This window comes from Duganella sp. AC917 (genome assembly GCF_979258245.1).
In genome coordinates, this window is the sequence record NZ_OZ409848.1 from 2,436,253 (window position 1) to 2,462,515 (window position 26,263).

A 26,263-nucleotide genomic window follows, 5' to 3' on the forward strand; every position below is an offset into this window, starting at 1 on the left:
GTGACGAGCAAACACCTACTCTATCTCAGCAGCGAACAACTGCACGCCTACCAGTGGCGCAACGGCCGTTTGACGGGCGGCGTGCGCTTCAACAACGACCGCGCCGGCGTCGACGATTTCATGGACTATATCGACCACGGCAGCCACGCGCCGGTCTATTTGTTGGCCGACCTGATCGAGGAAGACTTCCAGCGCGTCCACGTGCCGCACGTCGGCGGTCGCTCCGGCGCCAAGCTGATGCAGCGGCGCCTGCTGCAGCAATATCGCGAAACGCCGTTCCGCCACCACGAGGTGCAGGGCCGCGAGGCGCTGGGCCGCCGCGACGACATCGTGCTGCTGTCGGCGCTGACTAATCCGTCGTCGGTGCAGCCGTGGGCCGAGGCGCTCGAGCAATTGAAGATACCGCTGGCCGGCCTGTACTCGACCACCCTGCTGAGCGAGGCGCTGGTGCGCAAGCTGGCCATGCGCGACGAGCACCTGCTGCTGGTGACGCAGCAGTCCGCCGGCTGGCGTCAGAGCTACTTCCAGAACGGCCAGTTGAAATTCTCGCGGTTGACGCCGGCCATCGACCGCGATGGCGACGCCGTCAACATCGGCACCGAGACCGGCAAGACCCAGCAATTTCTGACCAGCGTGCGGCTGATGGCGCGCGGCAATGTGCTCGAGACGGCGGTGATCGCCCCCGCCGCCGCGCTGCCGGCGCTGGAAGCGCAATGCGAGGAAGGCGCCGAGACCGCGTTCCGCTTCATTCCGCTGGAGGGTCTGACCGACCGCCTCGGCATCAAGACCGGCGATGGCAACGTCGCCGACCTGGCGGGACGGCTGACCGATCCGCTGATGCTGGCCTTCCTGGCGCGCACGCATCCACCCAGCCACTACACCCTGGGGCCGTTGCAGCGTTACTTCAGGCTGTGGCGCGCGCGCGTCAACCTGTATCTGTTCAGCGGCGTGCTGGCCGCCGGTTGCGTGGTGCTGGCCGGTATCAACCTGTGGCAGTTGGGCGACGCCCGCAGCGACGCCGCGCGGCTGGCCGCCGAAGCGACCTCGTACGACCAACGCTACAGCGCGGTCATGGCCGCGATGCCGCCGCGCGTGACCACCACCGCCAATATGCGGGCCGCCGTCAACGTCGAGCGCATGCTGGTGACGCAGGGACCGGGACCGCAGCAATTGATGAGTATTGTCAGCGGCGCACTGGAACAGTCGCCGCAGATCCGCTTGCTGCAACTGGACTGGAAGGTCAACCTGCCGGCCGCGCAAATCAGCGGCCAGGGCGGCGCGGCCGATATGGGCGGCGCCGGCCAGGTGGCGCCGATGTCGTCGCTGCTGGCCGGCATCCCGGGGCGGCCGCCGCAGGCGCTGTTGCTCGAGGCGGAAATCATGACCGACCAGGACGACTACCGCAACGCCGTCAATACGATGAACGTCTTCGCGCAACAACTGGCCAGCCATCCGCGCCTGATCGTCGAGGTCGACAAGCCGCCGCTGGACACCCGCTCCTCCGTCAAGCTCAACGGCAAGGCCGGCGTGCAGGCGGTCGAGACGCGCGCCAAATTCTCCCTGAACCTAGTGTGGCAGCCATGAGCACCAATCCCGTCACCGGCAAAAAGCCGGCGCGCGCCAGTGTCGCGCTGCCCTATTGGATCAACGAGTTCGCGCTGATCCGCACGGCCGTGCTGACAGCCGTCGCCGCCGTGACGATCGGCATGACGTGCGTGCTCGTCACCAATTGGCGCCAGCAGGACGCCGACCAGGAGCTGCAACGGGTGCAGCGCGTGCGCGACGCCGCCTATTCGCGCTACGCGCATGTCGACAATGAAAAACGCGATATCCGCAATTTCCAGCAACGCTATATCGAGTTGCGCGAGCGCGGGCTGATCGGCGAGGAAAAGCGCCTGGAGTGGGTCGACGCGATCCGGCAGACGCAGGAGCAGCGCAAGTTGCTGCCGCTGAGCTATGAAATCGATCCGCAGCAGCCGGTGCGGCTGGAGTCGGCGCTCGATCTGGGCGAGTACCAGCTGCAGGGAAGCCGCATGCGCTTGCATATGGAGTTGTTGCACGAGATGGATTTGTTCGATTTCCTGGGCGATTTGCGCGAGCGCAGTTTCTTTGCGGTGCAGGATTGTTCGATCAAACGGCTGGGCGTGGCGGCCGGGGCGCCAGGCGCCGCGGCCGGGCCGACCTTGGGCGCGGATTGCACCTTGAACTGGATTACGATGGCGCCGGTGCCCAAGGCGACGCCGGTGGTTGAGCGCAAGAAAGGCAAAGCATGAGCCGCCGTGAGTACGTGTCGAGGTGGCATTCGGCTGTCGCGGGCGTGTTATTGTCGACCGCCTGTCACTTCGCTTACGCCGATCCGGGTCTGGGTCGCCTGTTTAATACACCGGCCGAGCGCTCGGCGCTGGATGCCAATCGCGGCAAAGTGGCTGCCGCCGTCAACGGACCGCAGGTTCCGCAACCTGGGGCGCAGGCGGAGTATTCGCTGCCGCCTGGTGTTCCCGGCAATATGCCGCCGCCGGCGGCGCAGGGAGCGCAGCCCGGCATGATGCAACCCGGCACAGCGGCTATGCCAGGCATGGAAACCGGGACACTGCCCCCACCGCCGCCTGAGCAGCTCGAGATGAACGGTCTGGTCCGCAGTAGCAGCGGGCGCAACACCGTGTGGCTCAACAACGTGCCACAGAGCGGTCCGCAGAACAAGTTTAGCAACCGTAACAAAAAAGCGCTGACCGTCACCCTGCCCTCCGGCAAGAAAATCGTGCTGCGGCCGGGCCAGCGCTACGACCTGGCCGATGGCCGCGTCAAGGACATCAATGAGCCGTGAACGCCTTCAGTCATTGCAGCGGCGCCGTCCGGCCTTGCCGCGACGCCAGCGCGGCGCCGCCCTGCTGCTGTTGCTGGTGGTGCTGGGCCTGGGGGCGTCGTCGTTGTTGATGAGCTTGTTCAGTCCGCCGTCCGGCGAATTGCGCCCGCAGGCGCTCACGCGCGAATCGCTGGCGCAAGCCCGCGAGGCGCTGCTGGGCTACGCCATCCTGCACCGGCGCCTGCCGCGTCCGGCGCTGTCGGCCACCGACGGCCGCGAAAATCCGCGCCCGTGCGCCAGCGACGCCGATTGCACGGGCTTTTTGCCGTGGATATCGCTGGGCCTGGTGCCGGGCGACGGCTGGAACAAGTTGCTGCGCTATAGCGTGTCGCGCGAGTTCGCCAACGGCACGCTGGACGATCCGGTCGAGGCCGACAAAACCATCTTCGACCGCAACGACGATGGCAGCGTGTTTTACCGTGTCGGCTCGGCCAACTGCCGCGTCGACGACCGCTGCACGCCAGCGGTAATCTATTCCAGCGGCAAGCACCTGGGCGTCAGCGTCGACGGCATCCCGCAACTGAGCGGCGTGGCGGACAATCTCGACGAGCAGGCCAACGAGGTCGCCGTGCGCGATTTCATGGCCCGCGCCGCCACCAGCGAGCCGCGCAGCATCGGCGGCAGCTTCAGCAACGTGGTCAGCTGGGTGCCGCTGCCGATGATACGCAACCGCGTGCGCGCCTCGGCGCCCAAGCGCTGAGCACCGCGCAGACCGGTTTCAACCACCATGACTTCTTACCCCTACATGCCTTCACGTCAACGACAAGCCGGCTTCACCATCGTCGAGATCGCCATCGTCCTGCTGGTCGTCGGCCTGATGATCGGCGGCCTGGTCGCGCCGCTGTCGTCGCAGCTGGAACAGCGACGCGTGAGCGAAACCGTGCGCGTCATGGACGAGGCCAAGGAAGCGCTGATGGGCTTTGCCTTGCGCAACGGCTATCTGCCCTGCCCTGCCATCTCGGCCGCCGACGGCCGCGAAGACCGCGCCGGCGCATCCTGCAACAAGCGCTTCGGCTACCTGCCGTGGGCCACCCTGGGCGTGGGCCGGCTCGACGGCTGGGGCCGGGTGTTGGCGTACAGCGTCACGCCGGCGTTCGCCGACAGCACCGCCTTCTTCTCGCTCTCGACCAAGCGTGACATCACCATCGCCACGCGCGGCGCCGGCGGCGAGCTGGTGCCATCGACCGATGTCGAGGATATTCCGGCGGCCATCATGTCGTTCGGCCGCAACGGCTACGGCGGCACCAGCGACCAGAACACCCGCATCCTCGACGCCGGCAACAACAACGTCGACGAGAAAACCAATCTGCAAAGCGGCGGCGTGGCGCTGATCAGCCGCCCTGCCAGCACCGACCCGCGCGGCGCCGGCGGCGAGTTCGACGACATCGTCATCTGGATCTCGCCCAATATCCTGTACAACCGCATGGTGGCGGCGCAGAAGCTGCCGTGATGTCCCGCTTAACGTCTAATTTAATGACCGCTCCGTGATCCTGGCCGCCCTCACCATCGCCCGTTACACCCTGCTCGAAGCGCTGCGCAACCGGCTGCTGTGGCTGCTGCTGGTCGTCGCGCTGGGCGCGGTCGGGCTCAGTGGCTTTCTGAACGAACTGGCGCTGACCGAAAGCCGGCAACTGCAAGCGGCGCTGCTGGGCGCGCTACTGCGGGTGGCGGCGGTGTTTCTGATCGCCACCTTCGTCATCACCAGCATGGTGCGCGAAGCCAACGACAAGGGCCTGGAACTGCTGATGGCGCTGCCGCTGCCGCGCGCCGTCTACCTGCTGGGCAAGCTGGCGGGGTTCGCCGCGCTGGCTGTGCTGCCGGCCGTGCTGTTCGGCGCGCTGGCGCTGTTTTTCGCACCGCCATCGCAGGCGGCGCTGTGGGCCGTGTCGCTGCTGTGCGAATGCTGGATCGTCGCCGCTTTCAGCCTGTTGTGCATGTTGACCCTGAGCCAGGTGCTGCCGGCGCTGGCCGCCGCCTTCGCCTTTTATGTGCTGGCGCGCGCGATCGGCACGCTCCAATTGCTCGGCCACGGCGCCAGTACCGCGCACAGCGCTGGCCAGCAGGTGCTCGGCACAGCGATCGATGGCCTGGCGCTGCTGCTGCCGCACCTGGACCGTTTCGCCCGCAGCGACTGGCTGGTCTACCACGACGGCTCGGCCGCCGACCTGCTGGCCATCGCCGCGCAAACGGCTATTTATGTGGCGCTGATGGCGGCCGCCGGCTTGTTCGATTTGTACCGCAAGCAGATATGAGCATGCGAGCAGACGTCAAACCGATCGGCGCCGTGCCGCGCGCGGTGCTGGCGCTGCTGGCGCTGACCCTGGTGCTGCAACTGCTGTGGCAGGCCAACGCGGCGCCGCCACGCGCCCGGGCGCGCGATTTGCCGCCGGCGCCGTCGCTGGCGGCGCTGCGGCTGGCGGCGCTGGGCGAGCCGGTGGCGCTGTCGAAGCTGACCATGCTGTACGTGCAGGGTTTCGACGAGCAGGCAGGCGTCAGCATCGCTTGGCGCGATCTCGACTACGCCAAGGTCGCCTTGTGGTTGCAGCGCGTGCTGGAGCTCGATCCGCGCGGCCAGTATCCGCTGCTCGCGGCCAGCGAGGTGTACGGCGCGGTGGCCGATCCGGCGCGCGCGCGCGTCATGCTTGAGTTCGTCCATGCCCGCTTTGCCGAGGACCCGAACCGGCGCTGGCCGTGGCTGGCGCACGCGGCGCTCGTGGCGCGGCACCGGCTGCACGATTTGCCGCTGGCGCGCCGCTACGCGCAGGCGATCCGGCTGCGCGCGACCGGCCCGCAAGTGCCGGCGTGGGCGCGCGAAATGGAAGTATTCATGCTGGAAGACATGAATGAACTCGACAGCGCCCGCGCGCTGATCGGCGGCCTGCTGCGCGACGGTCTGATCACCGATCCGCACGAGCTGAAGTTTTTATCGGACCGGCTCGATCGGCTGGATCAATCGAACGGTGCGAACCGGCAAGACAGCGGTCCCAAGCCATAAACCTTGCTGTAATATGGCATCAACACAGAGCAGTACTAAAGAAAGGAATCACCCCATGCGTACGCCCCCTCCGACCTCACTGCGCCAACGCGGCTTTACCCTGGTTGAAATCGCCATCGTGCTCGTCATCATCGGCCTGCTGCTCGGTGGCGTGCTCAAGGGACAGGGCCTGATCGACAGCGCCCGCGTCAAGAATATCATCCAGCAATCGACGTCGCTGACGGCCGCCGCCAACGCCTACCAGGACAAGTTCCGCGCGCTGCCGGGCGACGACGTGCAGGGCACCACCCATGCGCCCGGCGCCACCGGCAACGGCAACGGCGACGGCCAGATCGCCGAATACCAGCTGGCGCCGCAGCATTTGGCGCTGTCGGGCTTTATCACCGGCTCGTTCAACGGCACCACCGACTTCATGACCAGCGCCCAGGGCGGCGCCGTGTACATTTACAACGATGTGGTCGGCGGACGCGGCGGCAACGGCGTGCGGCTCGACAACCTGCCGGACTCGTTCGCCGAGCAGGTCGACAGCAAGCTCGATGACGGCAAGTTCAACACCGGCTCGGTGCGCGCGACCGCGCCGTACTCCAACAATGGCAGCGTGATCCAGCGGACGGCGTTGTTCTTCTAGGCGGCCAGGCTGATGGCGCATCCCGGATACCGGCCGGTCCAGGACAAAACCCTTTCTGAAACGGCCGGGCTCAGCTAATATCCTCCTGCCAACTGAACCAACCGGTTACCGGGAGCCCTCCACGTGCCAGCGCCAGTGCCACACAAACCGACCTCCCCGCTGCCATCGATACGCTCGCAGATCGCGCTGCTGGTACTGGCATGCGCGTTGCCGGCGGCGGTGGGCTTCGGCGCCGTGGTCCGGCAGTTTTACGGCCGCGAACGCGCCACCTTGATGGAAGACACGCGCCAGGCGGCGCGCATGGTGGCCGCCGCCATCGACCGCGACCTGATCCAGAGCGAGGGCGCGGCCATGGCGCTGGCGACCTCGCCCAGCATGCGCGAAACCGACAAAACCGGCTTGCGGGTCCAGGCCGGCGGCCTGCTGGGGCCGCAATTTCCCGCGTCGCAATTGTTATTGAGCGATGAAACCGGCGGCGTGGCCATGCACGTCGGCGCCCCGCTGCCGGAAACTTTCAACCAGGTCAACAACAGCAAACGGCTGATGCCGCTGTTCCAGACGGCGCGCCCCCAGCTGTCGATCATCTACGTGGCCGGCAGCGCGCTGCTGGCCGTGGACGTGCCGGTGTTCATCGACACCCACGTGGCCTACGCGATCACTGTCCTGATCAAGCCAAACCGGCTGACGGCCATCCTGTCCGACGAGAAGATCAAGCCGCACCAGTCGATGACGCTGTACGATGGCGACGGCACCGTCGTGGCGCAGGCGGGCGGCCCGCGCCAGGCGCTGGGGCAGCCGGCCGACGCCACCTTGCGCGCCCGGCTGCTGCAGGCGTCCGACGCGCTGCTGGTGACCGAGGACACCGAGGGCACCCCGATCTATCTGGGCTATAGCCGCTCGCCGGTGAGCGGCGTGACGGTCGCCATCGCCACGCCGCAGGCCAAGGCGTTGGAGGAACTGTTGCGCGCGGTCACCAGCATCTCGCTGATCATGGGGCTGGTGCTGCTGGCCGGGTTTTCGCTGGCATGGATGGTCGGCGGGCGCATCGCGCGCTCGGTGCGCGACCTGGTCGGGCCGGCCGAGGCGCTTGCCAGCGGCGCGCCGTTCACGCTGCAACCGATGAGTTTTCGCGAGGCGCAGGCTGTGGCGGACGCCTTCCACGCGCTTGAAGGCGACCTGCGTGCCCACCGTCACGAACTGGAAAAACTGGTCGACGAGCGCACCGCGCAACTGGAAAAGTCGCGCGCCCAGCTTGAAACCCTGTACGCCACCGCTCCGGTGGGCCTGAGCTACGTCGACAGCGAATTGCGGGTGATTCGCATCAACGACTACATGGCCGGGCTGAACGGGCAAAAAGTGGTGGCCCACCTCGGCCGCCATCTCGGCGACATGATTGCCGACCCCAACGTGCGCCAGGGCGTGCTGGCCGATTACCGCAAAGTGCTCGACACGGGCCGGCCACTGACCGGCATCGAGCGCTCCGGCTACACCGCCGCCGACCCGGACCGGCTGTCGCATTGGGTGTTGAGCTACTACCCGCAGTTCGATCCGGACGGCAAGGTCAGCGCTATCACCAGCCTGCTGCTCGATGTGACCGACCAGAAGCGCGTAGCGGCCGAGCTGCTGCAATCGCGTCAACTGTTCAGCTCGGTCGTCGAGCACATGCCGGCAATGATCTTCCTCAAGCGCGCGTCGGACCTGCGCTACGCGATGTTCAACCGCTACGGCGCGCTGCTCATGGGGCGCAGCAGCGGCGATGAGATGATCGGCAAGAACGACGACGAATTCGTGCCGACCGAGCAGGCAGAACTGTACGCCCTGGGCGACCGTGGCGTGCTGGCCTCCAACCCCGGCGAGATCACCGAGATCGCCGAGGAGCCGATCACCAACGCCAGCGGCCAGACGCGCTACCTGACCACGCGCAAGGTGGCGCTGCGCGACGAGCACGGCGTGGCCACCCACGTGCTGGGCATCGCGCTCGACATCACCGAGCGCAAGCAGGCCAAGGAAGCGCTGCGCGCCACCGTCGAGCGCCTCGCAGAAAGCGAACAGTTCGTGCGCACCGTGACCGACAACCTGCCCGGCATGGTGGCCTACTGGGACGCCGGCCTGTGCTGCCGTTTCGCCAACCGCTATTTCCTTGAGTGGCACCAGCGCAGCGCGGAGCAAATAATGGGCGCGCGCATGGCCGACGTGCTCGGCGAGCGGCAATACGCCGACAACGCGCCCTATGTGCAGGCCGCGCTCCATGGCGAGCCGCAGGGCTTCGCCAGCGAGCTGCGCTGGCCTTCCGGGCAACTCAGCTATACCTGGGTCAACTACATCCCCGACATTGGCCAGTACGGCGAGGTGCGCGGCTTCTTCGTGCTGGTGTCGGACGTAACCGAACTGAAGGAGACCGAACTGCATCTGCAGGAGCTCAACGTCGAGCTGGTGCTCGCGCGCGACCGCGCCGAGGCCGCCAGTCGCGCCAAGAGCGAATTCCTGGCCAACATGAGCCACGAGATCCGCACGCCGATGAACGCCATCACCGGCCTGGCGCTGCTGCTGCAGGAGGCCGGGCTGGGGCCGCGCGAGCGCGGCTACCTGGACAAGATCCAGCTGGCCACGCAGTCGCTGCTGAGCCTGGTGAACGATGTGCTCGATTTCTCACGGGTCGAAGCCGGCCAGCTCGAACTCGAGCATGCGAGCTTCCAGCTGGAACACATTTTGAATAGCATCAGCGTCCTCATCAGCGGTAGCACTTCCGACAAGGGCATCGAACTGGTGTTCGACATCGACCCGAGCCTGCCCAACGAGCTGGCCGGCGACCCGATGCGGCTGCAGCAGGTGCTGCTCAACCTGCTGAGCAACGCGGTCAAGTTCACCGCCCAGGGCGAGGTGGTGCTGTCGGTGCGGCGCGCCGCCACCGCCCGCCCGGACGAGCGCGCGCTGCTGATCGAGTTCCGCGTGCGCGACACCGGCGTCGGCATTCCGGCAGAACAGCAGGCCCACATCTTCGACGCCTTCTCGCAGGCCGACAGCAGCACCAGCCGCAAGTTCGGCGGTGTCGGGCTGGGGCTGGCCATTTGCCGCCAGCTGGCCGACATGATGGGCGGCGCCATCGAGGTCAGCAGCGAGCCCGGCCAGGGCGCCGAGTTCCTGTTCGCCTGTCCGTTCGAATGCCTGGCCGCGCCTGCGGCGCCGGCCATCCCGGCGGCGGCGGAGGCGCTCTCGCTGCTGATCGTCGACGACAGCGCCAGCGTGCGCGGCGCATTGCAAGAGGCCTGCGGCCACCTGGGCTGGAGCGCCGCCGTCGCCGCCGACGCCCAAACGGCGCTGGCGATGCTGCAGGAGAGCCACCAGGCGAGCCGTCCCTACGGCCTGTTGCTGCTCGACCGCGACATGCCCGGCATGGATGGCCCGGCGCTGCTGGCGGACATCCACGCCAGCATGGCGCTGCCATTGCCGCCGGTGTTGATGATGGTCACCGAGCACCTGGCGGCGGCCGAGGCGCAGCACGCCGGCAGCCTGGGGCTGGCGGGCATCCTGTCCAAGCCGGTCACGCCGGCGCGGCTGCTCGGGCGCGTCGCCGCGCTGATGGACGGCGACGCCGCCGACGGCGGCCACGGCCAGGACAGCGCCGTCGCGGTGTCGCCGCTGCACGGCCGGCTCGCCGGCATGCGCATCCTGCTGGTCGAGGACAACGAGATCAACCAGGAAGTGGCGCAATACATCCTGCTGCACGCCGGCGCCACCGTCGATGTGCGCGGCAACGGCCAACTGGCGGTGGACTTGCTGACGGCCGAACCCGACCGCTACGACGTGGTGCTGATGGATGTGCAAATGCCGGTGCTCAACGGTTACGACGCGACGGCGGCGCTGCGTGCGGCCGGCCTGACGCTGCCGGTGGTGGCGATGACCGCCAACGTCATGGAGGACGACCGCCGCCGCGCCCGGAGCGCCGGCATGAATGCCCATGTCGCCAAACCGATCGATGTCGAGGACCTGATCGGCGTGCTGACCGGGCTGACATCGTCCTCGCCGCCGGCTGGCGTGGCAACGGCGCCGCCCGCCGCGACGCCAGCCTCCCCTATGCCGGCCGCCCCGGTGGCCTCGGCGGCGGCACCGGCCACCCGTCCCGCTGGCGCGTCCGCCACCGGCAGCGCCCTGCCCGGCATCGACCTCGACGCCGCGCTGGCGCGTCTGGGCGGCGACCGCGCGGCGCTGATGGCGCTGCTGCGCCGCTTCGAGCAATCGCAGGGCGGCACCGTCGACGAGGTGCGCGCGCTGCTGGCCGATGACCAGCGTCAGCAGGCCGCACAAGCGCTGCACCGGCTGCGCGGGGTAGCTTCGAACCTCGGCGCCGGCGAGGTCGCACGGCTCTGTGCGCTGGCCGAAAGCGCCCTGCACCAGCAGGACGCGGCCGTTGGCGCCGGGCTGGACATGGCGCTCGACCGCCTCGCCGCCGCGCTCGGCGTGGTCGCCCACACCGTGCGCGGCATGTCGATGGTGGAAATGGATATGCCAGAGGGCAACACAATAGCGTCCGATTTACCGCAAAGGCTGGCGCAGCTGCAAGCTTTGCTTCAGAATAACAACCTGAAGGCCCTTGAACAGTTCCGGGAGCTGCGGCCCGCGCTCGTAGCGACGGACCAAGCGGGCGCCCTGGCCGACGCAGTCGAAACGCTCGATTTCATCACAGCGGCTAAACTGGTGGACATTATGTTGCAGCGAAAGGAAAGTGCATGAGTTGGACCGACCTGGCCAGGAATGGACGCATCCTCGTGGTGGACGACGCCATGGAGAACATCCAGATCCTGCACCACGCGCTGCGCGACGAGCAGGAAGTGCTGTTCGCGCTGGACGGCGAAAAGGCGCTCGACATCGCGCTGGCCCAGCTACCGGACCTGATCCTGCTCGACGCCGTCATGCCCGGCATGGATGGCTACGCCGTGTGCGGCGCGCTGCGCGCCTCGCCCCGGCTGCAAGATATCCCGATTATCTTTGTCACCGCCCTCAGCCAGCCCGAGGACGAGACCCGCGCGCTCGAGGCCGGCGCGGTCGATTTCATCAGCAAACCGTTCAACATCGCCGTGGTGCGCGCGCGCGTGCGCAGCCAGCTGACCATCAAGCGCCAGGCAGACGCCATGCGCGAACTGAGCCTGACCGACGGCCTGACCGGCGTGGCCAACCGCCGCCACTTCAACGACACCATCGACGCCGAATGGCGCCGCTGCGCGCGCGCCGGCCTGCCGCTGTCGGTGATCATGATTGACATCGACCACTTCAAGCTCTACAACGACCATTACGGCCACCAGGCCGGCGACGCCTGCCTGCAGCAGATCAGCGCCACGATGAAGGGCTGCGCCTCGCGCCCGCAGGACATGCTGGCCCGCTACGGCGGCGAGGAATTCATCCTGCTGCTGCCGCAGGAAGGTCCGGAGGGCACCGAAGTCGTCGCCCGGCGCATCCTCGACGAGGTGCGCAAGCTGAACCTGGCGCACGCGGCCTCGCCGACGGCGCCCTACGTGTCGATCAGCATGGGCCTGGCGACGGCGATGCCGCCGCTCGACAGCCAGGACGCCATCGCCGTGGTGCGCGCGGCCGACGCCCGCCTGTACTGCGCCAAGCAAGCCGGCCGCAACCGCTACTTCGCCGACTGAGCCTACGTCGCCGCACCGTAGGATCGATGCATTGATCTTACTGCAATTTCCCCCTAGAATCGGACTAATCATTCATTCTTGACAAGGGATACACGTGCGCACGCCTCGACTTCTCGCCTTCGCCATGGTTGCCGGCATTGCCGCCCTCTCACCGGTCGCGCAGGCGCAAATGCCGGCGCAGGACACGGTCAAGGGCGCCAAGGACCACCCGCTACTGTCCCGTTTTGACGGCTCCAGGCTGGTCGGCTACGACATCAAGGAATTCGACGAAGTGATGCTGCCCGCAGGCAAGCGCGTCGCCAACAAGGACGGCAAGGCGGCGTTCGAGAACGCGCTGCAGCTTGAAGGCAAATACACCCGCATCGCTTACAACTATCCCAAAGAACGGTCCTCGCTGGAAGTCATGCGCAACTACCAGGCCGCGCTGGACAAGGCCGGCCTGAAAGTGCTGTTCAGCTGCGCGAAGGAAACGTGTGGCGGCAACTTCGGCGAGTTCTTCCTCGACAAACGCGTGGGCGACCACTTCATCAAGGGCCCGGAAGCGAGCTGGGCGCCATTCAATTACGGCCGCAACGATAACCGCTACCTGGTGGCTAAGGGTACGCGCCCCGACGGCGCGCTGGTGCATGTGGGCGTGTACGTGGTCTCGCCGGTGCAGGACAAGATCGGCGGCGTGTATCTCGAGGTGGTGGAGGCCAAAGCCATGGAGGGCGGCAAGGTCTCCGCCAGCCTGAACGCGGCCGACATGGCAAAAGGCATTGCAGCTGAAGGCAAAGTCGCCGTGTATGGCGTCTATTTCGACACCGACAAGGCCGAAGTCAAGCCGGATTCAAAGGCGGCGCTGGGCGAGATGGCGAAGCTGCTGCAGCAGGATCCAAAGTTGAAGGTGTACGTTGTCGGCCACACCGACAACCAGGGCGGGCTAGCGCATAACATCGAACTATCGCAAAAGCGGGCGGAATCGGTGGTCAAAGCGCTGGCTGCGGACTACAAAATCGACGCCAAGCGGCTCAGCGCCAAAGGGGTGGCGTCGTACTCGCCGGTGGCCTCGAACGATGCCGACGCCGGCCGCGAGAAGAACCGCCGGGTCGAGCTGGTGAAGCAATAAGCCAGCGGCAGGTAATCGGCGTGAGGCACCCGAGCCAGTTCGGCGCGGTGAGCAAATTCAGCCGCAGCCAGCCACCCGCCGGGTATGCCACCCCAGCATAGGCGAATGAAAATCAGTGGACAAATGACGAAGACGTACAACCACGCTGTCTTGACCCACGGCTTGTGCGTGGTGGACAAACTGCCGGCTGCTTCGATTCGGTCAATGGAAGATTGAAAGGGATCGTTGGGACGATAGATGTGGTCGATTTTCATTCCTCACCGATAGGGTGGACAAATGCTGGCGTCGCTGGGCCAGGCACGAACCGCTGCCTTGTCGAGGGACTAGTAGGGGCTGGCCGCAGGCCGACCGGCAAAGTCAATCCATATGTCATCCGGCAGCGACCGATCTCGCACACACACGCGGTCATGCTCCGGATAGGTAATGCGATCGACAGGCGCCCGCGTTCCAACGACCAGGCACCGCGTCTCCGAAGAACTCCGATTCTCCAGATAGTGCCCCACCTCGACTCCAGCGCGGAACGTGGCGACGCATCCGGCTGGCATCCGTGTCTCTGCACCGCCCTCGACGACAGTGATTTCGCCTGCAAGGACATAGACCATCTCGTCCTCCGCGCTGTGCCAATGCTTGATCGAGGATCTGCAGCCGGGCTGCAGGACCTCGATGAACGCGCCAAACTGCGTCAGCGCTCCGGCCTCACTGATCCAGAGCGTCTGATTCGGTTCGTTGGAACCCTCCACCGGATTGATCTCACTGATTAATTGGTCGGGCCTGAAAATAGGCATCGATAAGCTCCGTTCTCAATGTATGTGGATTCCTGCGGAGGCCCGCCCCGCCCGCCGCCCTACTCCGATTTTCGCGAGAACCGCTTGGCTGTCCGCGAAGGCATCTGCTCATTCAAAAACGCCACCGTCACATCCACGGTCGGCTGCAGCCACGGGTCGAACAACCAGAACGAATGCGGCGTATCCGGCAGCAGCACCACCTTGCTTGGCACGCGCAGTTGCGTCATCTTCTCGACCATTTCGTCCCGACCGACGGCGAAGCGCGGCTGCGCGCTGCCGATGAAAAGCACCGGCGACATACTCGAATTGACATACTGGATTGGCGAAGCCTCACGCCATAACGCCGCCCTTTCGGCATACCGTCCGCCGAACCAGTACCCTGCCGCCGATACCGGCTTTTTGGGATCGTCCTCATTCACCCGCGCCGCCTCCGACGTAAAATCGGACAAGCCATCGATGTTGACGATCGCCTGCACTGCGCTGGAGACATCGCTTGTGGCCGCGCCAGGGTCGAACTGGTTCATATGTCCGGTCACCCCGGCCAGGCTGGCGATCTGCCCACCGGCCGAACCGCCCGCCAACGCAATGCGCCGAGGATCGAGTCCGTACTCGCCCGCATGTTCGCGCACCCAGCGTACCGCCGCGCGCACGTCGTGCACCGCCGCCGGGTACATCGCCTCTCCCGCCAGCCGATAACTGATGGTGACCGATGCATAGCCGTTGCGCGCCATCCGCAGCGCCATCGGCACGAACTCCGAACGGAAACCGGAACGCCATCCGCCGCCATGCACAAACACCACCACCGGCAAATCCTGCTTGGCCTCCGCCGGCAGATACATGTCCAGCTTCAGGCAATGCGTGCCATATTGAACATACGTCTTGTCGGCCACCACCCGCACGTCGGCCGGCACCGACGCGCTGGAGATGCGGATCGCCGGATACTTGGGCGCCAGTTTCTCGTACGTGTGCTGCGCGTCGTAGGTGTTGGTGGGATCCGGCGTCGGCTCGATGCAGTCCTCGGCGGCGTGGACGGCGCCATGCATCAGCAGCGCGGCGCCAGCGGCGGCGAACATGGGAACAACCAGGCGAAGGGCGCGCATCATGAGTGCTGCCCGAAACCGCGCTGCGCGATAAACCGTTCCAGGTGGTGATCGACATCGCCCAGGGTAGCCTCGATCGTCGTCAAACGCTTGAAGTGATGGGCCGCCGGCAGTTCGTCGGTGACGCCCATGCCGCCGTGCAGCTGCACCGATTGCTGGCCGATGAATTTGGCCGCGTGGCCGATGCGCACCTTGGCCGCCGACACCACGCGGCGCCGCTCCTCGATATCGCCGCAGGACATGCGCGCCGCAGCCAGCATCGCCATCGAGCGCGCCTGCTCCAGATGGATGTACATGTCGGCCATGCGGTGCTGCACCGCCTGGAAGCTGCCGATCGGCGTGCCGAACTGCTTGCGCGTCTTCATATACTCCAAGGTGGCGGCGAACAGCGCGTCCATCACGCCAAGCGCCTCGGCGCACAGCAAGGTGGTGCCGTAGTCGGCCGCCTCGTCGAGCATCTCGCAACCGCCGCCCAATTTGCTCAACAGCGCCGTCGCCGGCACTGCCACATGGCTGAACTGGACGGTGGCCGCGCGCAGGCCGTCGATGGTGCGATAGTCGCGCACCGTCACGCCGGGCGTGTCGGTGCGCACCACGAACAGGCTGATACCGTTGGCGTCGCGCTGGGCGCCGGCGCTGCGGGCCGAAACAATCAACGCGTCGGCCTGGCCGCCATGGATCACCACCGTCTTGGTGCCGTCGATGCGGTAACCTTCGCCATTGATGCCGGCGATGGTCTTGATGTCGGCCAGGTCGTGGCGCGATTGTTTTTCGCCCAGCGCGCAGGCCAGTTTCAGTTCGCCCTTGGCGACATCCTCCAGCAGCCGATGCTGGTTGCCGGCCAGCGCCAGGAAGCGCGCGCCCCACACGGTGGCGAAGTACGGCTCGACCACCAGGCCGCGACCCAGCTCCTGCATCACCACCAGCATGTCGACGGCGTTGCCATCGAAGCCGCCCTGCGCCTCCGGCACGGGCAAGGCCAGCATGCCCAATTCGGTCAGCGTATTCCAGGCAACGTCCGAGACGCCGGTCGCCGAATGCACGATACGCTTGCGCACGTCGAAACCGTAATCCTTATCGATCCAGCGACGCAGGGCATCGGCAAACTGCAACTGCTCTTCTTTAAAATTGAAATCCATGCCGTTCCCTCACAGTCCCAGGATCATCTGGGTGATGATGTTCTTCTGTATCTCGTTGCTGCCGCCGTAGATCGACGTCTTGCGGAAGTTGAAGTAGTAGGCGGCCAGCGGCGCGGCGGCGTCGTCGCCGGTGACGGCATGGTCGGACCGGCCCTCCAGATAATCGGTGTCGAAGGCAAAGGCGTCCGGCCCCAGCGCCTCGACCATCAACTCGGTCAGCATCTGCTGGATCTCGGTGCCGCGCACCTTCAGCAGCGAAGCCTCCGGCCCCGGCGTGTGCGACTCGCGCGTGATCACGCGCAGCACCGTCGTCTCCAGCGCCATCAGCTCGATCTCCAGATTGGCCACTTTGGCGGCGAACACCGGGTCTTGCAGCAGCGGCTTGCCGTGCTTGAAATGCTCGGACGCGATTTTCTTCAGGAACAGCAGCTCGCGCTTGGAACGGCCCACCGCAGCGATGCCGGTGCGCTCGTGTCCCAGCAAATACTTGGCGTAGGTCCAGCCCTTGTTCTCCTGGCCGATCAGGTTCTGCACCGGCACCTTGACGTTGTCGAAGAAGACTTCGTTCACCTCGTGGTCCTCGTCGAGCATGATGATCGGACGCACGGTGATGCCCGGCGAGTCCATGTCGATCAGCAGGAACGAGATGCCTTCCTGTTTGCGCACCGTGCTGTCGGTGCGCACCAGGCAGAAGATCATGTCGGCGTGCTGCGCCAGGGTGGTCCAGGTCTTCTGGCCATTGACGATGTAATGGTCGCCCACTCGCTCGGCGGTGGTCTTCAGCGACGCCAGGTCGGAGCCGGAACCGGGCTCGGAATAACCCTGGCACCACCAGTCCTCGCAATTGAGGATGCGCGGCAGGTAGTAGGCTTTTTGCGCGTCGTTACCGAAGGCCATGATCACCGGCGCCACCATGTTGACGCCGAACGGCAGGATCGGCGGCGTACCTGCGCGGCCGCACTCTTCTTCCCAGATGTGGCGCTGCGTCTGCGTCCAGCCCGGACCGCCGTACTCCACCGGCCACGATGGCGCGGCCCAGCCCTGGTTGGCGACGATCTGGTGCCAGCGAACGTAATCGCGGCGACCCAGGCGGAGGTGGTTGCGCACCTTCTTTTGCAAGTCGGCCGGGAGGTTGGCGTCGAGGAATGCCCGCACCGTGTCGCGGAACGCCAGGTCCTCCGCCGTGTAATTCAGATCCATGCTGTCTCCATGTGGTTCGCCGCTGAAAAGCACGACCGTTCAAATAATTCTACCGCAAGACGCCACGCCGCAGGTGCGCATTTACATAGGGCGACAAATTCGGCGGCTTTATTCACTTTACCGTGATTTTCTTCACCAGCGTATCGGCGGGTTTTAACGCGTGCCCGGCCAGATCGTGCGGCAACATGGGCGCGACCGCTTTGCCGCTGGCCTTGTCGACCAGCATCGAATGCGGCTCGCCGCTGGCGAACAGATGCTGCTCGCCCCACTGGCGCAGCGCCACCACCACCGGAAACAGGCTTTCACCCTTGGGCGTGAGCACGTATTGCTGGTAGGAGGTGCCATCGGACGCCGGCTGGACCGTCAACACGCCCTCCTCGACCAGCGCACTTAGCCGGTCCGACAGGATGTTCTTTGCCACGCCCAGGTTGCGCTGGAAATCGCTGAAGCGGCAGATGCCGTCGAAGGCGTCGCGCACGATCAGCATCGACCAGCGGTCGCCGACCAAGTCGAGCGAGCGGGCCACCGGACAGGCGTCATCGTGCATCGACTTACGTTTTGCCATGGGCGTGTCCTCGAATTCTTTGGTTGCATTTTAAAACCAGAATGACTAGACTTCAACTAGTTTTGATTTGCAACCAGTTTAGAGGCAATTATGCATTCTCATTCGGTACATTCCTCCATGTCCCGCCCCCTGGTCGCCTTGTTCGCCTGCGCCAGCGGACTCAGCGTGGCCAACGTCTACTACGCACAGCCGCTGCTGGACGCGCTGGCTGTCGATTTTGCCATTGGCCGTGCCGCTATCGGCGGCGTCATCACCGTCACGCAAGTCGGCAGCGTGCTCGCGCTGTTATTGCTGGTGCCGCTGGGCGACCTGCTGCCGCGCCGGCGCCTGATGCTGGCGCAATTGGCGGCGTTGACGGTCGCCCTCGCCGGCGTCAGCCTGGCGCCGAGCGCAGTGGCGCTGATGCTCGGCATGCTGGCCGTCGGCATGCTGGGCACGGCCATGACGCAAGGGCTGATCGCCTACGCCGCCAGCGCCTCGGCCGAGTCGGAGCGCGGGCGCGTGGTCGGCGCCGCGCAAGGCGGTGTGGTGGCCGGCCTGCTGCTGGCGCGCGCCCTGGCCGGACTGATCGCCGACATCGCCGGCTGGCGCGCCGTCTACGCCAGCTCGGCGCTGGCCATGATCGCGATGGCGCTGCTGCTGTGGCGCACGCTGCCTGTGCTGCCGACAGCCACGCGAACGCTGTCCTATCCGCAGCTGATCGGCTCGATGCTCACCCTGCTGCGGCGCGACCGCGTGCTGCAGGTGCGCGGCACGATCGCCATGCTGATGTTCGCCGCGTTCGGCATGCTGTGGAGCGCGCTGGTGCTGCCGCTCGGCGCGCCGCCTTACAACTACTCGCATACAGCCATCGGCGCTTTCGGGTTGGTGGGTGTGGCAGGCACGCTGGCCGCATCGCGCGCCGGACAATGGGCCGATCGCGGCTGGGCGCAAAGGACCAGCGGCGGCGCGCTGCTGTTGATATTGCTGGCGTGGCTGCCGCTTGGCCTGTTCGGCGCCAGTAGCGGCCCGCTGGCGCTGGCGGCGCTGATCGTCGGCATTCTGGCGCTCGATCTTGGCGTGCAGGCGCTGCAGGTGACCAATCAGAGTCTGATTTTCCGCGCGAGTTCGGCGTCGCACAGCCGGCTGGTGGGCTGCTACATGCTGTTCTATGCCGTGGGTAGCGGAAGCGGCGCGATCGCGGCGACGTCGATGTATGCCGCCACCGGCTGGACCGGCGTGTGCTTGCTGGGCGGCGCCGTCAGCGCGGCGGCGCTGTTGTTCTGGGCCGCCACGCTGGAGAAACGACCGCCACCAGCGTGACGGCCGCAAGACGACGTGCTTACTTCATCGTGTACGTCTGCGGCGCCGTGTCGACCGCGTAGTTGTTGGCCGTATCCCAATACGTGAAGCTGTAGCGGACCACGTCGCCGATTTTCAGACCACTAGCAGTATAGCTGTTGACACCACCGCTCTGTGTCATCCGCACGTTCATCTGGCCACCACCGTTGACCGTGTAATGCACATCCGCCCAGGCGGACGAATTCCACGCGAACTTCAACATCGTCGCGCTGGTCTGGCTGACGGCCGGCGTTGGCGTTGGCGTTGGCGTTGGCGTTGGGGTTGGGGTTGGCGTCGGTGTCGGTGTCGGAGTTGGCGTCGGCGTCGGCGTTGGCGTCGGCGTCGGCGTCGGCACGCCGGTGTCCCAAATGATGTCGTCGATCGCCATCTGGAACGCGGCCGTCGGCAAGGCCGTGCTGTCGCTGGCGATCTGGAACACGTCCGCCACCGATTGCAGCGCGACCAGCGGGCCGGCCAGGTCGGCCACCGGGATGGTGGCGGTGCCCCAATCGCCATTGCGCACCAGGCCGTACGTGGTGGCGTTGGCCGGGAACTTAACCGAGTGCTGGTTGGTGTAAGTATCGCCGATGCCGATCGTGAAGGCGACATTGGCCGGAATCTTGATCTTCAGCTTGACGGTGCCGTTGCGGAAGTTGCTCAAGTCGCGCACGGCACGCGATTGCACGCTGCCGCCGAACCACTGGCCGGGCGTGTTGTAGCTCCACGACATCGAGTTGCTCCCCTCATACGGCGGCAAGTTGCCGGCGGAGACAGAGGCGTTGTTCCACACGAAGATGTCGGAGGTGGTGCCGGCCACCAGCTTGTTGTTGACCACGGTGTTGTCGGTGAACACACCGAACTTGCCCACTTCCGGCACGGTCTGGTTGCCGAGCTTGACCGAGCCCTTGCCGTCGAGCTGGTAGACGCGCACATAGTCGACATACATGGTGCCCGGCAGCGGCGCGGTCACCTGCGCCGGCGTGGCCGCATCGGTAAAATTGCCGCCGACGGCCAGGTTGAACAGCAGGTAGAACGGTGCTTGCAGCGCGGTCGAATTGACCGGCAACGGCCCGTTGTACATATCGTGCTCGACGCCGTTGTCGACCACGGTGAAGCGCATCTGCGACTCGGTCCAGTAGAAGCGGTAGATGACGAAACGGTTGGCCAGCGACTGGCCCGGCGTGTACCAGCTCTTGGTCTGCCACGCGGTGGACGCGGCGCAGCTTTCGTTGCCCGTCACGCAGGCGGCCTGCTGCCAGGTGATCACGTTGGAGGCGGTGAAATTGTCGATGCCCGGCGTCGGCGAGGCGGCGGCCCGGCTGCTGGCCTTGTGGCCCATTTCCATGATGTCGATCTCGCCCTTGCGCGGCCACGCTTGCGGGCTGGTGCCCAGCATCCACGCGGCCGGCCACAAGCCGATGCCCAGAGGCGGCGTGGCGATGCGCGTTTCGATCATGCCGTATTGCACCTGCACCTTGTTGGCCGAGTCGATCTTGCCGGAGGTGAAGACGTTGCTGCCGATGGTCTGGTTCTGCGCCTTGATCGCCAGCGCCCGCGTGGCCGACTCGAACGGCACGTTGACGATGGAGAGATTATTCGGGCTGTAGTATTCCAGCTCTTGGTTGCCGTAGCCGCACAGGCCGATCTGGCAGCCATTGCCGTCGTACGTGTTCCACAAGGCCGTGTTCAGCGCCGCGCCATTGAATTCCTCGGACCACAGCAACGTGCCGATGACGGGACTGGTGACGCTGGCCGACACCGGCGCGCCGTAAGCTAGCACGATGCTGGCGGCGACGGCGGACAGAACGAATTTCTGTTTATTCACAATGACTCCTCGTATCGATACTTCCTCAAATTCGAACCGGACAATGGTCCGGTCCGCTCCATGCCGGCACGATCGGCGCCGGCGCATGCGTTGTGGCGAGAGGAAAAGGACGCGGCGCCGTCTTCAAAAAAAACGGACGCACGGGCGCCTGCGCTACGAGGCGTTTTGCTAGTCACTACGGTCCCCTTGCCGGTCCGGATCACTGTCCGGACACTATTTCTGGATAACTTTGGAAACGATTCCAATCCTTGAGGAAAATATATTCCGATAAACTTTTTTTGTCAACGCCAAAGCGCAAACGTGCGGCCGATGACGCGCGTCAAACGCGTCCGGGCCGCACGCCCTTATGCTGGCCGCTGAAATCAATTTGACAAGCGCGCAGCCACAAGGAGAATGTGATGTCCGACTTTTACCGTTATTTCAAAGAGAACATGGAGGCCCTCGGTCTGCCCGCGCCGGACAGTTTGTTCGGCACACTGCAGAGCAGCCTGACCACGGTCTCGGTCCTGCTGGCGAGCATCGACAAATTCGGCAAGACGACCACCATCGCCGATCTGATCGGCGCCGGTACGCGGCTGGAAAAACTGGGGATGTTCGGCACGTTGTCGGCCGCGTTTTACGCCGGCGCGTGCATCGGCAGCCTGGCCGTGGCGACGGGAAGATCGATGTCGGGCGGCGCCGGCGTCGCCGACGTTTTGCTGTATGCGCGCACGCATCATCTGCACCGTCCGTGGCTGGCGGCGGAACTTTATCGCGCACCGGGGATCTATCGTCCGACGGTCGCCGGCAAGAAGACGTACAAGCACGCGGCGATGCAGCGGTGAGCGACGACATGAGAGACGATCTATTAATGATATTGACCGCGCTGTTGTGCGCAGGGCTTGCCTGGGCGTTCTGGCACTATCTGGGCGAGCAAGCGCTGGGCGCGCTAACGGTGATCGCGCTGATCGCGCTAGCGGCGGACAACTACCGCCTTCGACGACGCTTGCGCCGCAACGGAAATATGTAGGGCGGATTGGCCGAAGCGCGTAATCCGCCATGTATGGTCGTCACTCAATCGTGATCGCCAGATCGCGCCCTTTTACCGCGGCATTGCCGGCATAATCCTCCGCGGTGATGCGCAAGGTGTAATTGCCCGGAGCGAGCGCGCCGACCTTCCACGCGCCCGGCGTCAGCTTGCCGTGCATGAGCGAGTTGTTGATGGCGTACGCAAACCGCGTCTCTGCATTGCCGTGCACCGTGATACCGCTGCCCGCCATATACGCCAGCTTGACCGCCTCCCGGTTACGCGGAATCCTGTCGTACAACTGCGTAATCACCGGCTGCTCCATACCCGGAATCACCGCCCCTTCCGCTTTCAGCAACTGATACCCCAGCTTGAACAAGCCCAACCGCCGCCGCGCCTGCCCGCCGTTCATCTGGTCGAAAGCGTCCACGACAATCTGCACCTCGCCCAGGCTGCGCCGCACCAGCAACCGCCCGGCAGCCATTTCCTTGAGCTGCTTGCCAACCGCGTCGCTTAACGTAACGTTCTGGATTTTCGGCGCGATGGTGTCCTCCAGACCGATAAACGGCAAGCTCAGCGGATTGAGCGCATCGCCATTGGGAATGTAATCGAGATGCACATGCGCCATCCGGTTGACGGTGCCGAGCCGCTCGCCAACGACGAACCGCGTGCCGCGCTTGACCCGCACCGCGTCCGGCGCGCCCTTCTCGTTCTTCAACACCTGAAAGCGCGGATCGATCACCTTGTCGCGCCCGTCGCGGCCGACGCGCATGTGGATGTATTGCAGGCCGTTGAACGCGATGCCTTCCGACAGCTCGCCATACCCCCATGTCGCGCGCGGATCGGTGACCTTGCCCGCCGTGACCGCCAGCACCGGCGTGCCGATGGCCGCCTGTACATCCAGCCCCGAATGGAAATGGTGGCGGCTCTCGCCGTGGAAATCGCCGCGCACCTCGCCCATCAGTCCGACCACCTCGTGCGCCTTGTCCTGGGGCTTGACCGGCCACAGCATCGTCGCGCCGTGCGGCGGTGGGGCCGGCGGCGGCTCGTTAGGTGGCGCCGGCTGGCCCGCCACGGCCAAAACGACATGGTGCAAACGATACGTGGCGCCATCGGTCACGAACAGCGAACCGTCCCCGGCCACCGCGATGCCGCGCGGCGCGTACAGGCGCACGCTGCCATCGGGACCGTAGCCCGGCTCGGCCACCTGATCGACATCGACCAGGTGCAGCACCTCGCCGGACGGCGTGATCTGCGCCACACGGCCGTGCAAATTACTGCCCAAATAGAGATAACCATCCGCGGTCAACGCCAGCGCCACCGGCGAAAACAATAGCGACGCCCGCTCGCCCTCCTGAGCCTGGACGAAAGTGACAACCACGCCGTCCTTGCCCAGCTTGCGGATCGCGTGGTTGCCGGTATCGGCGATGTACAGATCGCCGTTGGCCGCCACCGCCACACCGGTCGGCAGGTCGAACAAGGCCTGCGCCGCCGGACCGTCGGCCTGGCCTGCGCGGCCGCCGCCGGCGATGGTGGTGACGTCGCCGTTGGGAGCGATGCGGCGGATGCGGTCGTTATAAGTGTCGGTCACATACACCACGCCCTTATTGTCGACCGCGACGCCGATCGGACCGTTGAAGCGCGCCGCAGCGCCAGCGCCATCCCTGCTGCCCGCCATCCCGTCGCCGGCCAGGGTGGATACCTTGCCGTCCGGCGTGATCTTGCGGATCGCGTTGTTGCCGGTATCAGCCACATACAGGTTGCCGGCGCCGTCGATCGCCAGGCCGGAAGGCGTGTTGAAGGAGGCCGCAATGCCGAGTCCATCGGCGTATCCCTCGACCGCCCCGGCAAAGGTGGTGCTGACGCCGTCCGGACCGATCTTGCGGATGCTGTTGTTGTCGCCGCCATCGGCCACGTACAGATTGCCGGCCTTGTCCACCACCACGCCGAACGGGTCGGCAAAGCGCGTGCTGCGTCCGCCGCCATTGCTCATGCCGGGCGAGCCATCGCCGGCAATGGTGGTGACGCGTGTGCTCCACTGGCGCTGCGTGCCTTGCGCGGCAGCCACTGCCGCTATGCGCTTGTCGATCGACGGTTGCGCCAGCTTGAAGGCGATGCCGCCGCCGATAGCCACGGCGCCGAGCGTCAGCGCCGCCAGAATAATTTTCAATTTGGTTGTAGACACGTTGCCTGGCCTATAGTTGATACGATAAAGTCCATATGTTTGCTTGATGCACGCTCTGGTTGCCTGTTCACTTTTTGCGCAAGCGCTTCAATGTCAGGGGCAGCAGGTTGAACAATCGAACCAGCGCCTGCATCTGCCACGGGAAGACATACCGTTCGGCGCGGCGCGCGATGGCGGCCGCGATGCGTTGTACGGCCTCGTCTTCGGACATCAGGAATGGTTTGCCGCTGGCGTCACCGCCGTTCAACTCGCGCAGGCGCGCGGTGTCGACATAGCCGGGAACGATGACCGTCACCGCGATGGAGCACGGCGCCAGCGCCTTGCGATAAGCGTCGCAGATGGCGATCGCGGCCCGCTTGCTGGCACTGTAGACGGAGCCGCCGGGATAATCCCGCTGTAATCCCGCGATCGAGGCGACGGCGACCAGATGGCCCGCCCCCCGCGCCATCATCGCCCCGGCACCCGCGCTGAAGGCGTGCTCCAATCCGCCGACATTGACACGCAACACCGGCAGACCGGCCCCGGGGTCGCGTGCAATCGCCGCCGCGTCGGTGTACTGCCCGGCGGTGACGATCAGCAGATCCAGGCCGCCCGCCGCAAATTCGTTCACCACCGTTGCCACCTGGTCGCGGTCGGCGATATCGCAGGCATGCGCGGTGACGCGGCCATCGCGCATCAGCGGCAGACCGGCGACCTTCTCCGGGTGGCGGCCGCAGACGGCCACGCGCGCGCCCAGCGCCGCATAGTGGCGCGCCAATCCGAGGCCGATGCCGCTGGTGCCGCCAATAATCATCACGTGTTGGACAGTCATCGCGCAGCCTCGTTGAGCCTGCTGCTGTTGCGCATCGGTGGACGACGGCCTTGCGCCGCCAAGGTGTACGCTTCCCGCGCACGCTCGTAGCCGTATTGCCACAACGCGTCGACATCAGCCACATACCGCTCGTAGCTGGACGGCGCGACCAGCCTGACACGGTTGTGCAGCCAGTCCACCTGCTTGCGTACGCCGCAACCCCGCAAGACGCGGCGGACGTCGGACGTATCGACCCACACATCGACCGGCTGCGCATGCACGTGGCGCAGCCGGCGGTTGCCGTCGAAACCGAAGACCGATCGCAGCGCCGGCGTCGCCAGCAGTTCGTCGTAGGCCTCCTTCATTTCCATGGTGACGTGCCGCGCCAGCCCGCGCGCCAGCTCGACCGGGAACAGATCGATCACGCCGCCGGTGTAGTCGGCGCCGCGCGCCGCCTGGCAACGAAAGTACACCATATCGGCGATGGAGATGCGCGCCGCGTCGGCCACCGACATGGCGGTATCGACCAGTAAATCCGACGTCACGGCGTCGGTCCAGCCGTCCGCGCCTATCGCAGACGGCAAGCCATCGGCCAGCGCGGCGGTGCGGCCATCGCAAAACAGCGTGACACTGTAAATCGCGCGCCCGCCACGCAGCCGCCCTGCTTCGTGCGGCCCGAACAACAGTTTGCCGCCGATGATGGCCAAAGCCGGCCCGTCCGCGCCGCCGGGCCGCGGTAGCGGCAACGCCGTCGGAAGTTCGAACAGATAGTCGTTGAACAGATCCGGCAGACGCACTGCGCGACCGCCGCCCAGACGCCGCCGCGCCACATCGAACAAGGCCCTGGCGGGCGTGGCGCGCGCGCTCGAGCGCATGTCGCCGAGGAATTCATACATTGGCCGCGATCGCAGCCACGCCTTGCGCGACTCGGTATCGGGGAGACCGGCAATGATGGCGCCCGCGACGGCGCCGCCGCACGTGGCCAGCAGCAAATCAGGCTCCCGGCCCGCATCGATCGCCGCCGCGTGCATGCCCAGGTAATAGCCGAAGCGGAAACCGCCACCGGCCAGCACCATGCAACGTTCATATTTTGGATATCGCTCAGCTTG

General features: G+C 65.8%; 23 protein-coding genes. 14 read left to right on the forward strand and 9 right to left on the reverse strand.

All coding sequences use genetic code 11. The features are described from left to right. The 11 genes from ACZ0BA_RS10520 (at position 1) to ACZ0BA_RS10570 (ending at position 13,239) form a co-directional block, all read left to right on the forward strand. Positions 1-1,584: a hypothetical protein gene (locus ACZ0BA_RS10520; RefSeq protein WP_463451225.1), complete on the forward strand. Its 1,584-nt coding sequence runs from the start codon at positions 1-3 to the stop codon at positions 1,582-1,584. Continuing rightward, positions 1,581-2,273: a hypothetical protein gene (locus ACZ0BA_RS10525; RefSeq protein WP_463451226.1), complete on the forward strand. Its 693-nt coding sequence runs from the start codon at positions 1,581-1,583 to the stop codon at positions 2,271-2,273. The genes ACZ0BA_RS10520 and ACZ0BA_RS10525 overlap by 4 nt, the downstream gene beginning before the upstream one ends. Beyond that, positions 2,270-2,824, forward strand: a complete 555-nt coding sequence (locus tag ACZ0BA_RS10530; RefSeq protein WP_463451227.1) for a hypothetical protein — start codon at positions 2,270-2,272, stop codon at positions 2,822-2,824. The genes ACZ0BA_RS10525 and ACZ0BA_RS10530 overlap by 4 nt, the downstream gene beginning before the upstream one ends. Next, a complete protein-coding gene (locus ACZ0BA_RS10535) occupies positions 2,814-3,563 on the forward strand; it encodes a hypothetical protein (protein ID WP_463451228.1) in 750 nt (249 codons plus the stop codon). Before ACZ0BA_RS10530 ends, ACZ0BA_RS10535 begins: the two co-directional genes overlap by 11 nt. Positions 3,564-3,590: 27 nt before the next feature. Then, the gene (locus ACZ0BA_RS10540) at positions 3,591-4,313 is read left to right on the forward strand and encodes a type II secretion system protein (protein ID WP_463451229.1); all 723 of its coding nucleotides are present in this window, start codon (positions 3,591-3,593) and stop codon (positions 4,311-4,313) included. Positions 4,314-4,347: 34 nt separating this feature from the next. Continuing rightward, positions 4,348-5,115: an ABC transporter permease subunit gene (locus tag ACZ0BA_RS10545; protein ID WP_463451230.1), complete on the forward strand. Its 768-nt coding sequence runs from the start codon at positions 4,348-4,350 to the stop codon at positions 5,113-5,115. Continuing rightward, entirely contained in the window at positions 5,112-5,858 is a 747-nt protein-coding gene (locus ACZ0BA_RS10550; protein WP_463451231.1) for a hypothetical protein, read from the forward strand. Before ACZ0BA_RS10545 ends, ACZ0BA_RS10550 begins: the two co-directional genes overlap by 4 nt. 55 nt (positions 5,859-5,913) lie before the next feature. Further along, on the forward strand, positions 5,914-6,486 hold the full coding sequence (locus ACZ0BA_RS10555) for a prepilin-type N-terminal cleavage/methylation domain-containing protein (protein ID WP_463451232.1): 573 nt from the start codon (positions 5,914-5,916) through the stop codon (positions 6,484-6,486). 123 nt (positions 6,487-6,609) lie between these two features. Continuing rightward, positions 6,610-11,217, forward strand: coding sequence for a PAS domain-containing protein (locus ACZ0BA_RS10560; protein WP_463451233.1), 4,608 nt, complete (start codon positions 6,610-6,612; stop codon positions 11,215-11,217). Further along, a complete protein-coding gene (locus ACZ0BA_RS10565) occupies positions 11,214-12,131 on the forward strand; it encodes a diguanylate cyclase domain-containing protein (protein ID WP_463451234.1) in 918 nt (305 codons plus the stop codon). The genes ACZ0BA_RS10560 and ACZ0BA_RS10565 overlap by 4 nt, the downstream gene beginning before the upstream one ends. A gap of 94 nt (positions 12,132-12,225) precedes the next feature. Next, positions 12,226-13,239, forward strand: coding sequence for an OmpA family protein (locus ACZ0BA_RS10570; RefSeq protein WP_463451235.1), 1,014 nt, complete (start codon positions 12,226-12,228; stop codon positions 13,237-13,239). Positions 13,240-13,562: 323 nt separating this feature from the next. On the opposite strand, the gene ACZ0BA_RS10575 is transcribed toward ACZ0BA_RS10570, so the two are convergent. The 5 genes from ACZ0BA_RS10575 to ACZ0BA_RS10595 all read right to left on the reverse strand — a co-directional run bounded on the left by ACZ0BA_RS10575 (position 13,563) and on the right by ACZ0BA_RS10595 (position 18,028). Beyond that, positions 13,563-14,024, reverse strand: coding sequence for a cupin domain-containing protein (locus ACZ0BA_RS10575; protein ID WP_463451236.1), 462 nt, complete (start codon positions 14,022-14,024; stop codon positions 13,563-13,565). A 59-nt stretch (positions 14,025-14,083) separates the two neighbouring features. Beyond that, positions 14,084-15,127 (reverse strand): alpha/beta fold hydrolase, encoded by a 1,044-nt coding sequence (locus tag ACZ0BA_RS10580; RefSeq protein ID WP_463451237.1) that lies wholly within the window; start codon positions 15,125-15,127, stop codon positions 14,084-14,086. Next, complete coding sequence (locus ACZ0BA_RS10585; RefSeq protein ID WP_463451238.1) at positions 15,124-16,263, reverse strand: acyl-CoA dehydrogenase family protein; 1,140 nt, start codon at positions 16,261-16,263, stop codon at positions 15,124-15,126. Before ACZ0BA_RS10585 ends, ACZ0BA_RS10580 begins: the two co-directional genes overlap by 4 nt. A gap of 9 nt (positions 16,264-16,272) precedes the next feature. Continuing rightward, positions 16,273-17,463: an acyl-CoA dehydrogenase family protein gene (locus ACZ0BA_RS10590; RefSeq protein ID WP_463451239.1), complete on the reverse strand. Its 1,191-nt coding sequence runs from the start codon at positions 17,461-17,463 to the stop codon at positions 16,273-16,275. Between the two features lie 112 nt (positions 17,464-17,575). After that, positions 17,576-18,028 carry a winged helix-turn-helix transcriptional regulator gene (locus ACZ0BA_RS10595; protein WP_463451240.1) on the reverse strand — a complete coding sequence of 151 codons (453 nt, stop codon included), beginning with the start codon at positions 18,026-18,028 and terminating at the stop codon, positions 17,576-17,578. 90 nt (positions 18,029-18,118) lie between these two features. Between ACZ0BA_RS10595 and ACZ0BA_RS10600 the strand changes: the two genes are divergently transcribed. Continuing rightward, on the forward strand, positions 18,119-19,330 hold the full coding sequence (locus ACZ0BA_RS10600) for an MFS transporter (protein WP_463451241.1): 1,212 nt from the start codon (positions 18,119-18,121) through the stop codon (positions 19,328-19,330). Between the two features lie 19 nt (positions 19,331-19,349). Here the strand turns inward: ACZ0BA_RS10600 and ACZ0BA_RS10605 are convergent, their stop codons facing one another. Next, complete coding sequence (locus tag ACZ0BA_RS10605) at positions 19,350-21,173, reverse strand: glycoside hydrolase family 16 protein (RefSeq protein WP_463451242.1); 1,824 nt, start codon at positions 21,171-21,173, stop codon at positions 19,350-19,352. A gap of 398 nt (positions 21,174-21,571) precedes the next feature. Between ACZ0BA_RS10605 and ACZ0BA_RS10610 the strand changes: the two genes are divergently transcribed. Together ACZ0BA_RS10610 and ACZ0BA_RS10615 are read left to right on the forward strand one after the other, a co-directional pair. Continuing rightward, the gene (locus ACZ0BA_RS10610; RefSeq protein WP_463451243.1) at positions 21,572-21,997 is read left to right on the forward strand and encodes a hypothetical protein; all 426 of its coding nucleotides are present in this window, start codon (positions 21,572-21,574) and stop codon (positions 21,995-21,997) included. Between the two features lie 26 nt (positions 21,998-22,023). Further along, on the forward strand, positions 22,024-22,182 hold the full coding sequence (locus tag ACZ0BA_RS10615; RefSeq protein ID WP_463451244.1) for a hypothetical protein: 159 nt from the start codon (positions 22,024-22,026) through the stop codon (positions 22,180-22,182). Between the two features lie 40 nt (positions 22,183-22,222). Here ACZ0BA_RS10615 and ACZ0BA_RS10620 read toward each other — a convergent pair whose 3' ends face one another. From ACZ0BA_RS10620 to ACZ0BA_RS10630, 3 genes are all read right to left on the reverse strand, one after another. Continuing rightward, positions 22,223-24,364, reverse strand: coding sequence for a gluconolaconase (locus tag ACZ0BA_RS10620; RefSeq protein WP_463451245.1), 2,142 nt, complete (start codon positions 24,362-24,364; stop codon positions 22,223-22,225). A 67-nt stretch (positions 24,365-24,431) separates the two neighbouring features. After that, entirely contained in the window at positions 24,432-25,175 is a 744-nt protein-coding gene (locus ACZ0BA_RS10625) for an SDR family NAD(P)-dependent oxidoreductase (RefSeq protein ID WP_463451246.1), read from the reverse strand. Then, positions 25,172-26,230 (reverse strand): patatin-like phospholipase domain-containing protein, encoded by a 1,059-nt coding sequence (locus ACZ0BA_RS10630; protein ID WP_463451247.1) that lies wholly within the window; start codon positions 26,228-26,230, stop codon positions 25,172-25,174. Before ACZ0BA_RS10630 ends, ACZ0BA_RS10625 begins: the two co-directional genes overlap by 4 nt. Positions 26,231-26,263 lie beyond the last annotated feature (33 nt).

What these genes read in the sequence shown, in the direction of transcription:
- ACZ0BA_RS10530 (WP_463451227.1), top strand. Translation starts at nt 2,270, where the DNA reads ATGAGCCGCCGTGAGTACGTGTCGAGGTGGCATTCGGCTGTCGCGGGC.
- ACZ0BA_RS10630 (WP_463451247.1), bottom strand. Translation starts at nt 26,230, where the DNA reads ATGGTGCTGGCCGGTGGCGGTTTCCGCTTCGGCTATTACCTGGGCATG.
- ACZ0BA_RS10550 (WP_463451231.1), top strand. Translation starts at nt 5,112, where the DNA reads ATGAGCATGCGAGCAGACGTCAAACCGATCGGCGCCGTGCCGCGCGCG.
- ACZ0BA_RS10555 (WP_463451232.1), top strand. Translation starts at nt 5,914, where the DNA reads ATGCGTACGCCCCCTCCGACCTCACTGCGCCAACGCGGCTTTACCCTG.
- ACZ0BA_RS10615 (WP_463451244.1), top strand. Translation starts at nt 22,024, where the DNA reads ATGATATTGACCGCGCTGTTGTGCGCAGGGCTTGCCTGGGCGTTCTGG.
- ACZ0BA_RS10610 (WP_463451243.1), top strand. Translation starts at nt 21,572, where the DNA reads ATGTCCGACTTTTACCGTTATTTCAAAGAGAACATGGAGGCCCTCGGT.
- ACZ0BA_RS10580 (WP_463451237.1), bottom strand. Translation starts at nt 15,127, where the DNA reads ATGATGCGCGCCCTTCGCCTGGTTGTTCCCATGTTCGCCGCCGCTGGC.
- ACZ0BA_RS10625 (WP_463451246.1), bottom strand. Translation starts at nt 25,175, where the DNA reads ATGACTGTCCAACACGTGATGATTATTGGCGGCACCAGCGGCATCGGC.
- ACZ0BA_RS10595 (WP_463451240.1), bottom strand. Translation starts at nt 18,028, where the DNA reads ATGGCAAAACGTAAGTCGATGCACGATGACGCCTGTCCGGTGGCCCGC.
- ACZ0BA_RS10540 (WP_463451229.1), top strand. Translation starts at nt 3,591, where the DNA reads ATGACTTCTTACCCCTACATGCCTTCACGTCAACGACAAGCCGGCTTC.
- ACZ0BA_RS10585 (WP_463451238.1), bottom strand. Translation starts at nt 16,263, where the DNA reads ATGGATTTCAATTTTAAAGAAGAGCAGTTGCAGTTTGCCGATGCCCTG.
- ACZ0BA_RS10575 (WP_463451236.1), bottom strand. Translation starts at nt 14,024, where the DNA reads ATGCCTATTTTCAGGCCCGACCAATTAATCAGTGAGATCAATCCGGTG.
- ACZ0BA_RS10535 (WP_463451228.1), top strand. Translation starts at nt 2,814, where the DNA reads ATGAGCCGTGAACGCCTTCAGTCATTGCAGCGGCGCCGTCCGGCCTTG.
- ACZ0BA_RS10600 (WP_463451241.1), top strand. Translation starts at nt 18,119, where the DNA reads ATGCATTCTCATTCGGTACATTCCTCCATGTCCCGCCCCCTGGTCGCC.
- ACZ0BA_RS10565 (WP_463451234.1), top strand. Translation starts at nt 11,214, where the DNA reads ATGAGTTGGACCGACCTGGCCAGGAATGGACGCATCCTCGTGGTGGAC.
- ACZ0BA_RS10525 (WP_463451226.1), top strand. Translation starts at nt 1,581, where the DNA reads ATGAGCACCAATCCCGTCACCGGCAAAAAGCCGGCGCGCGCCAGTGTC.
- ACZ0BA_RS10590 (WP_463451239.1), bottom strand. Translation starts at nt 17,463, where the DNA reads ATGGATCTGAATTACACGGCGGAGGACCTGGCGTTCCGCGACACGGTG.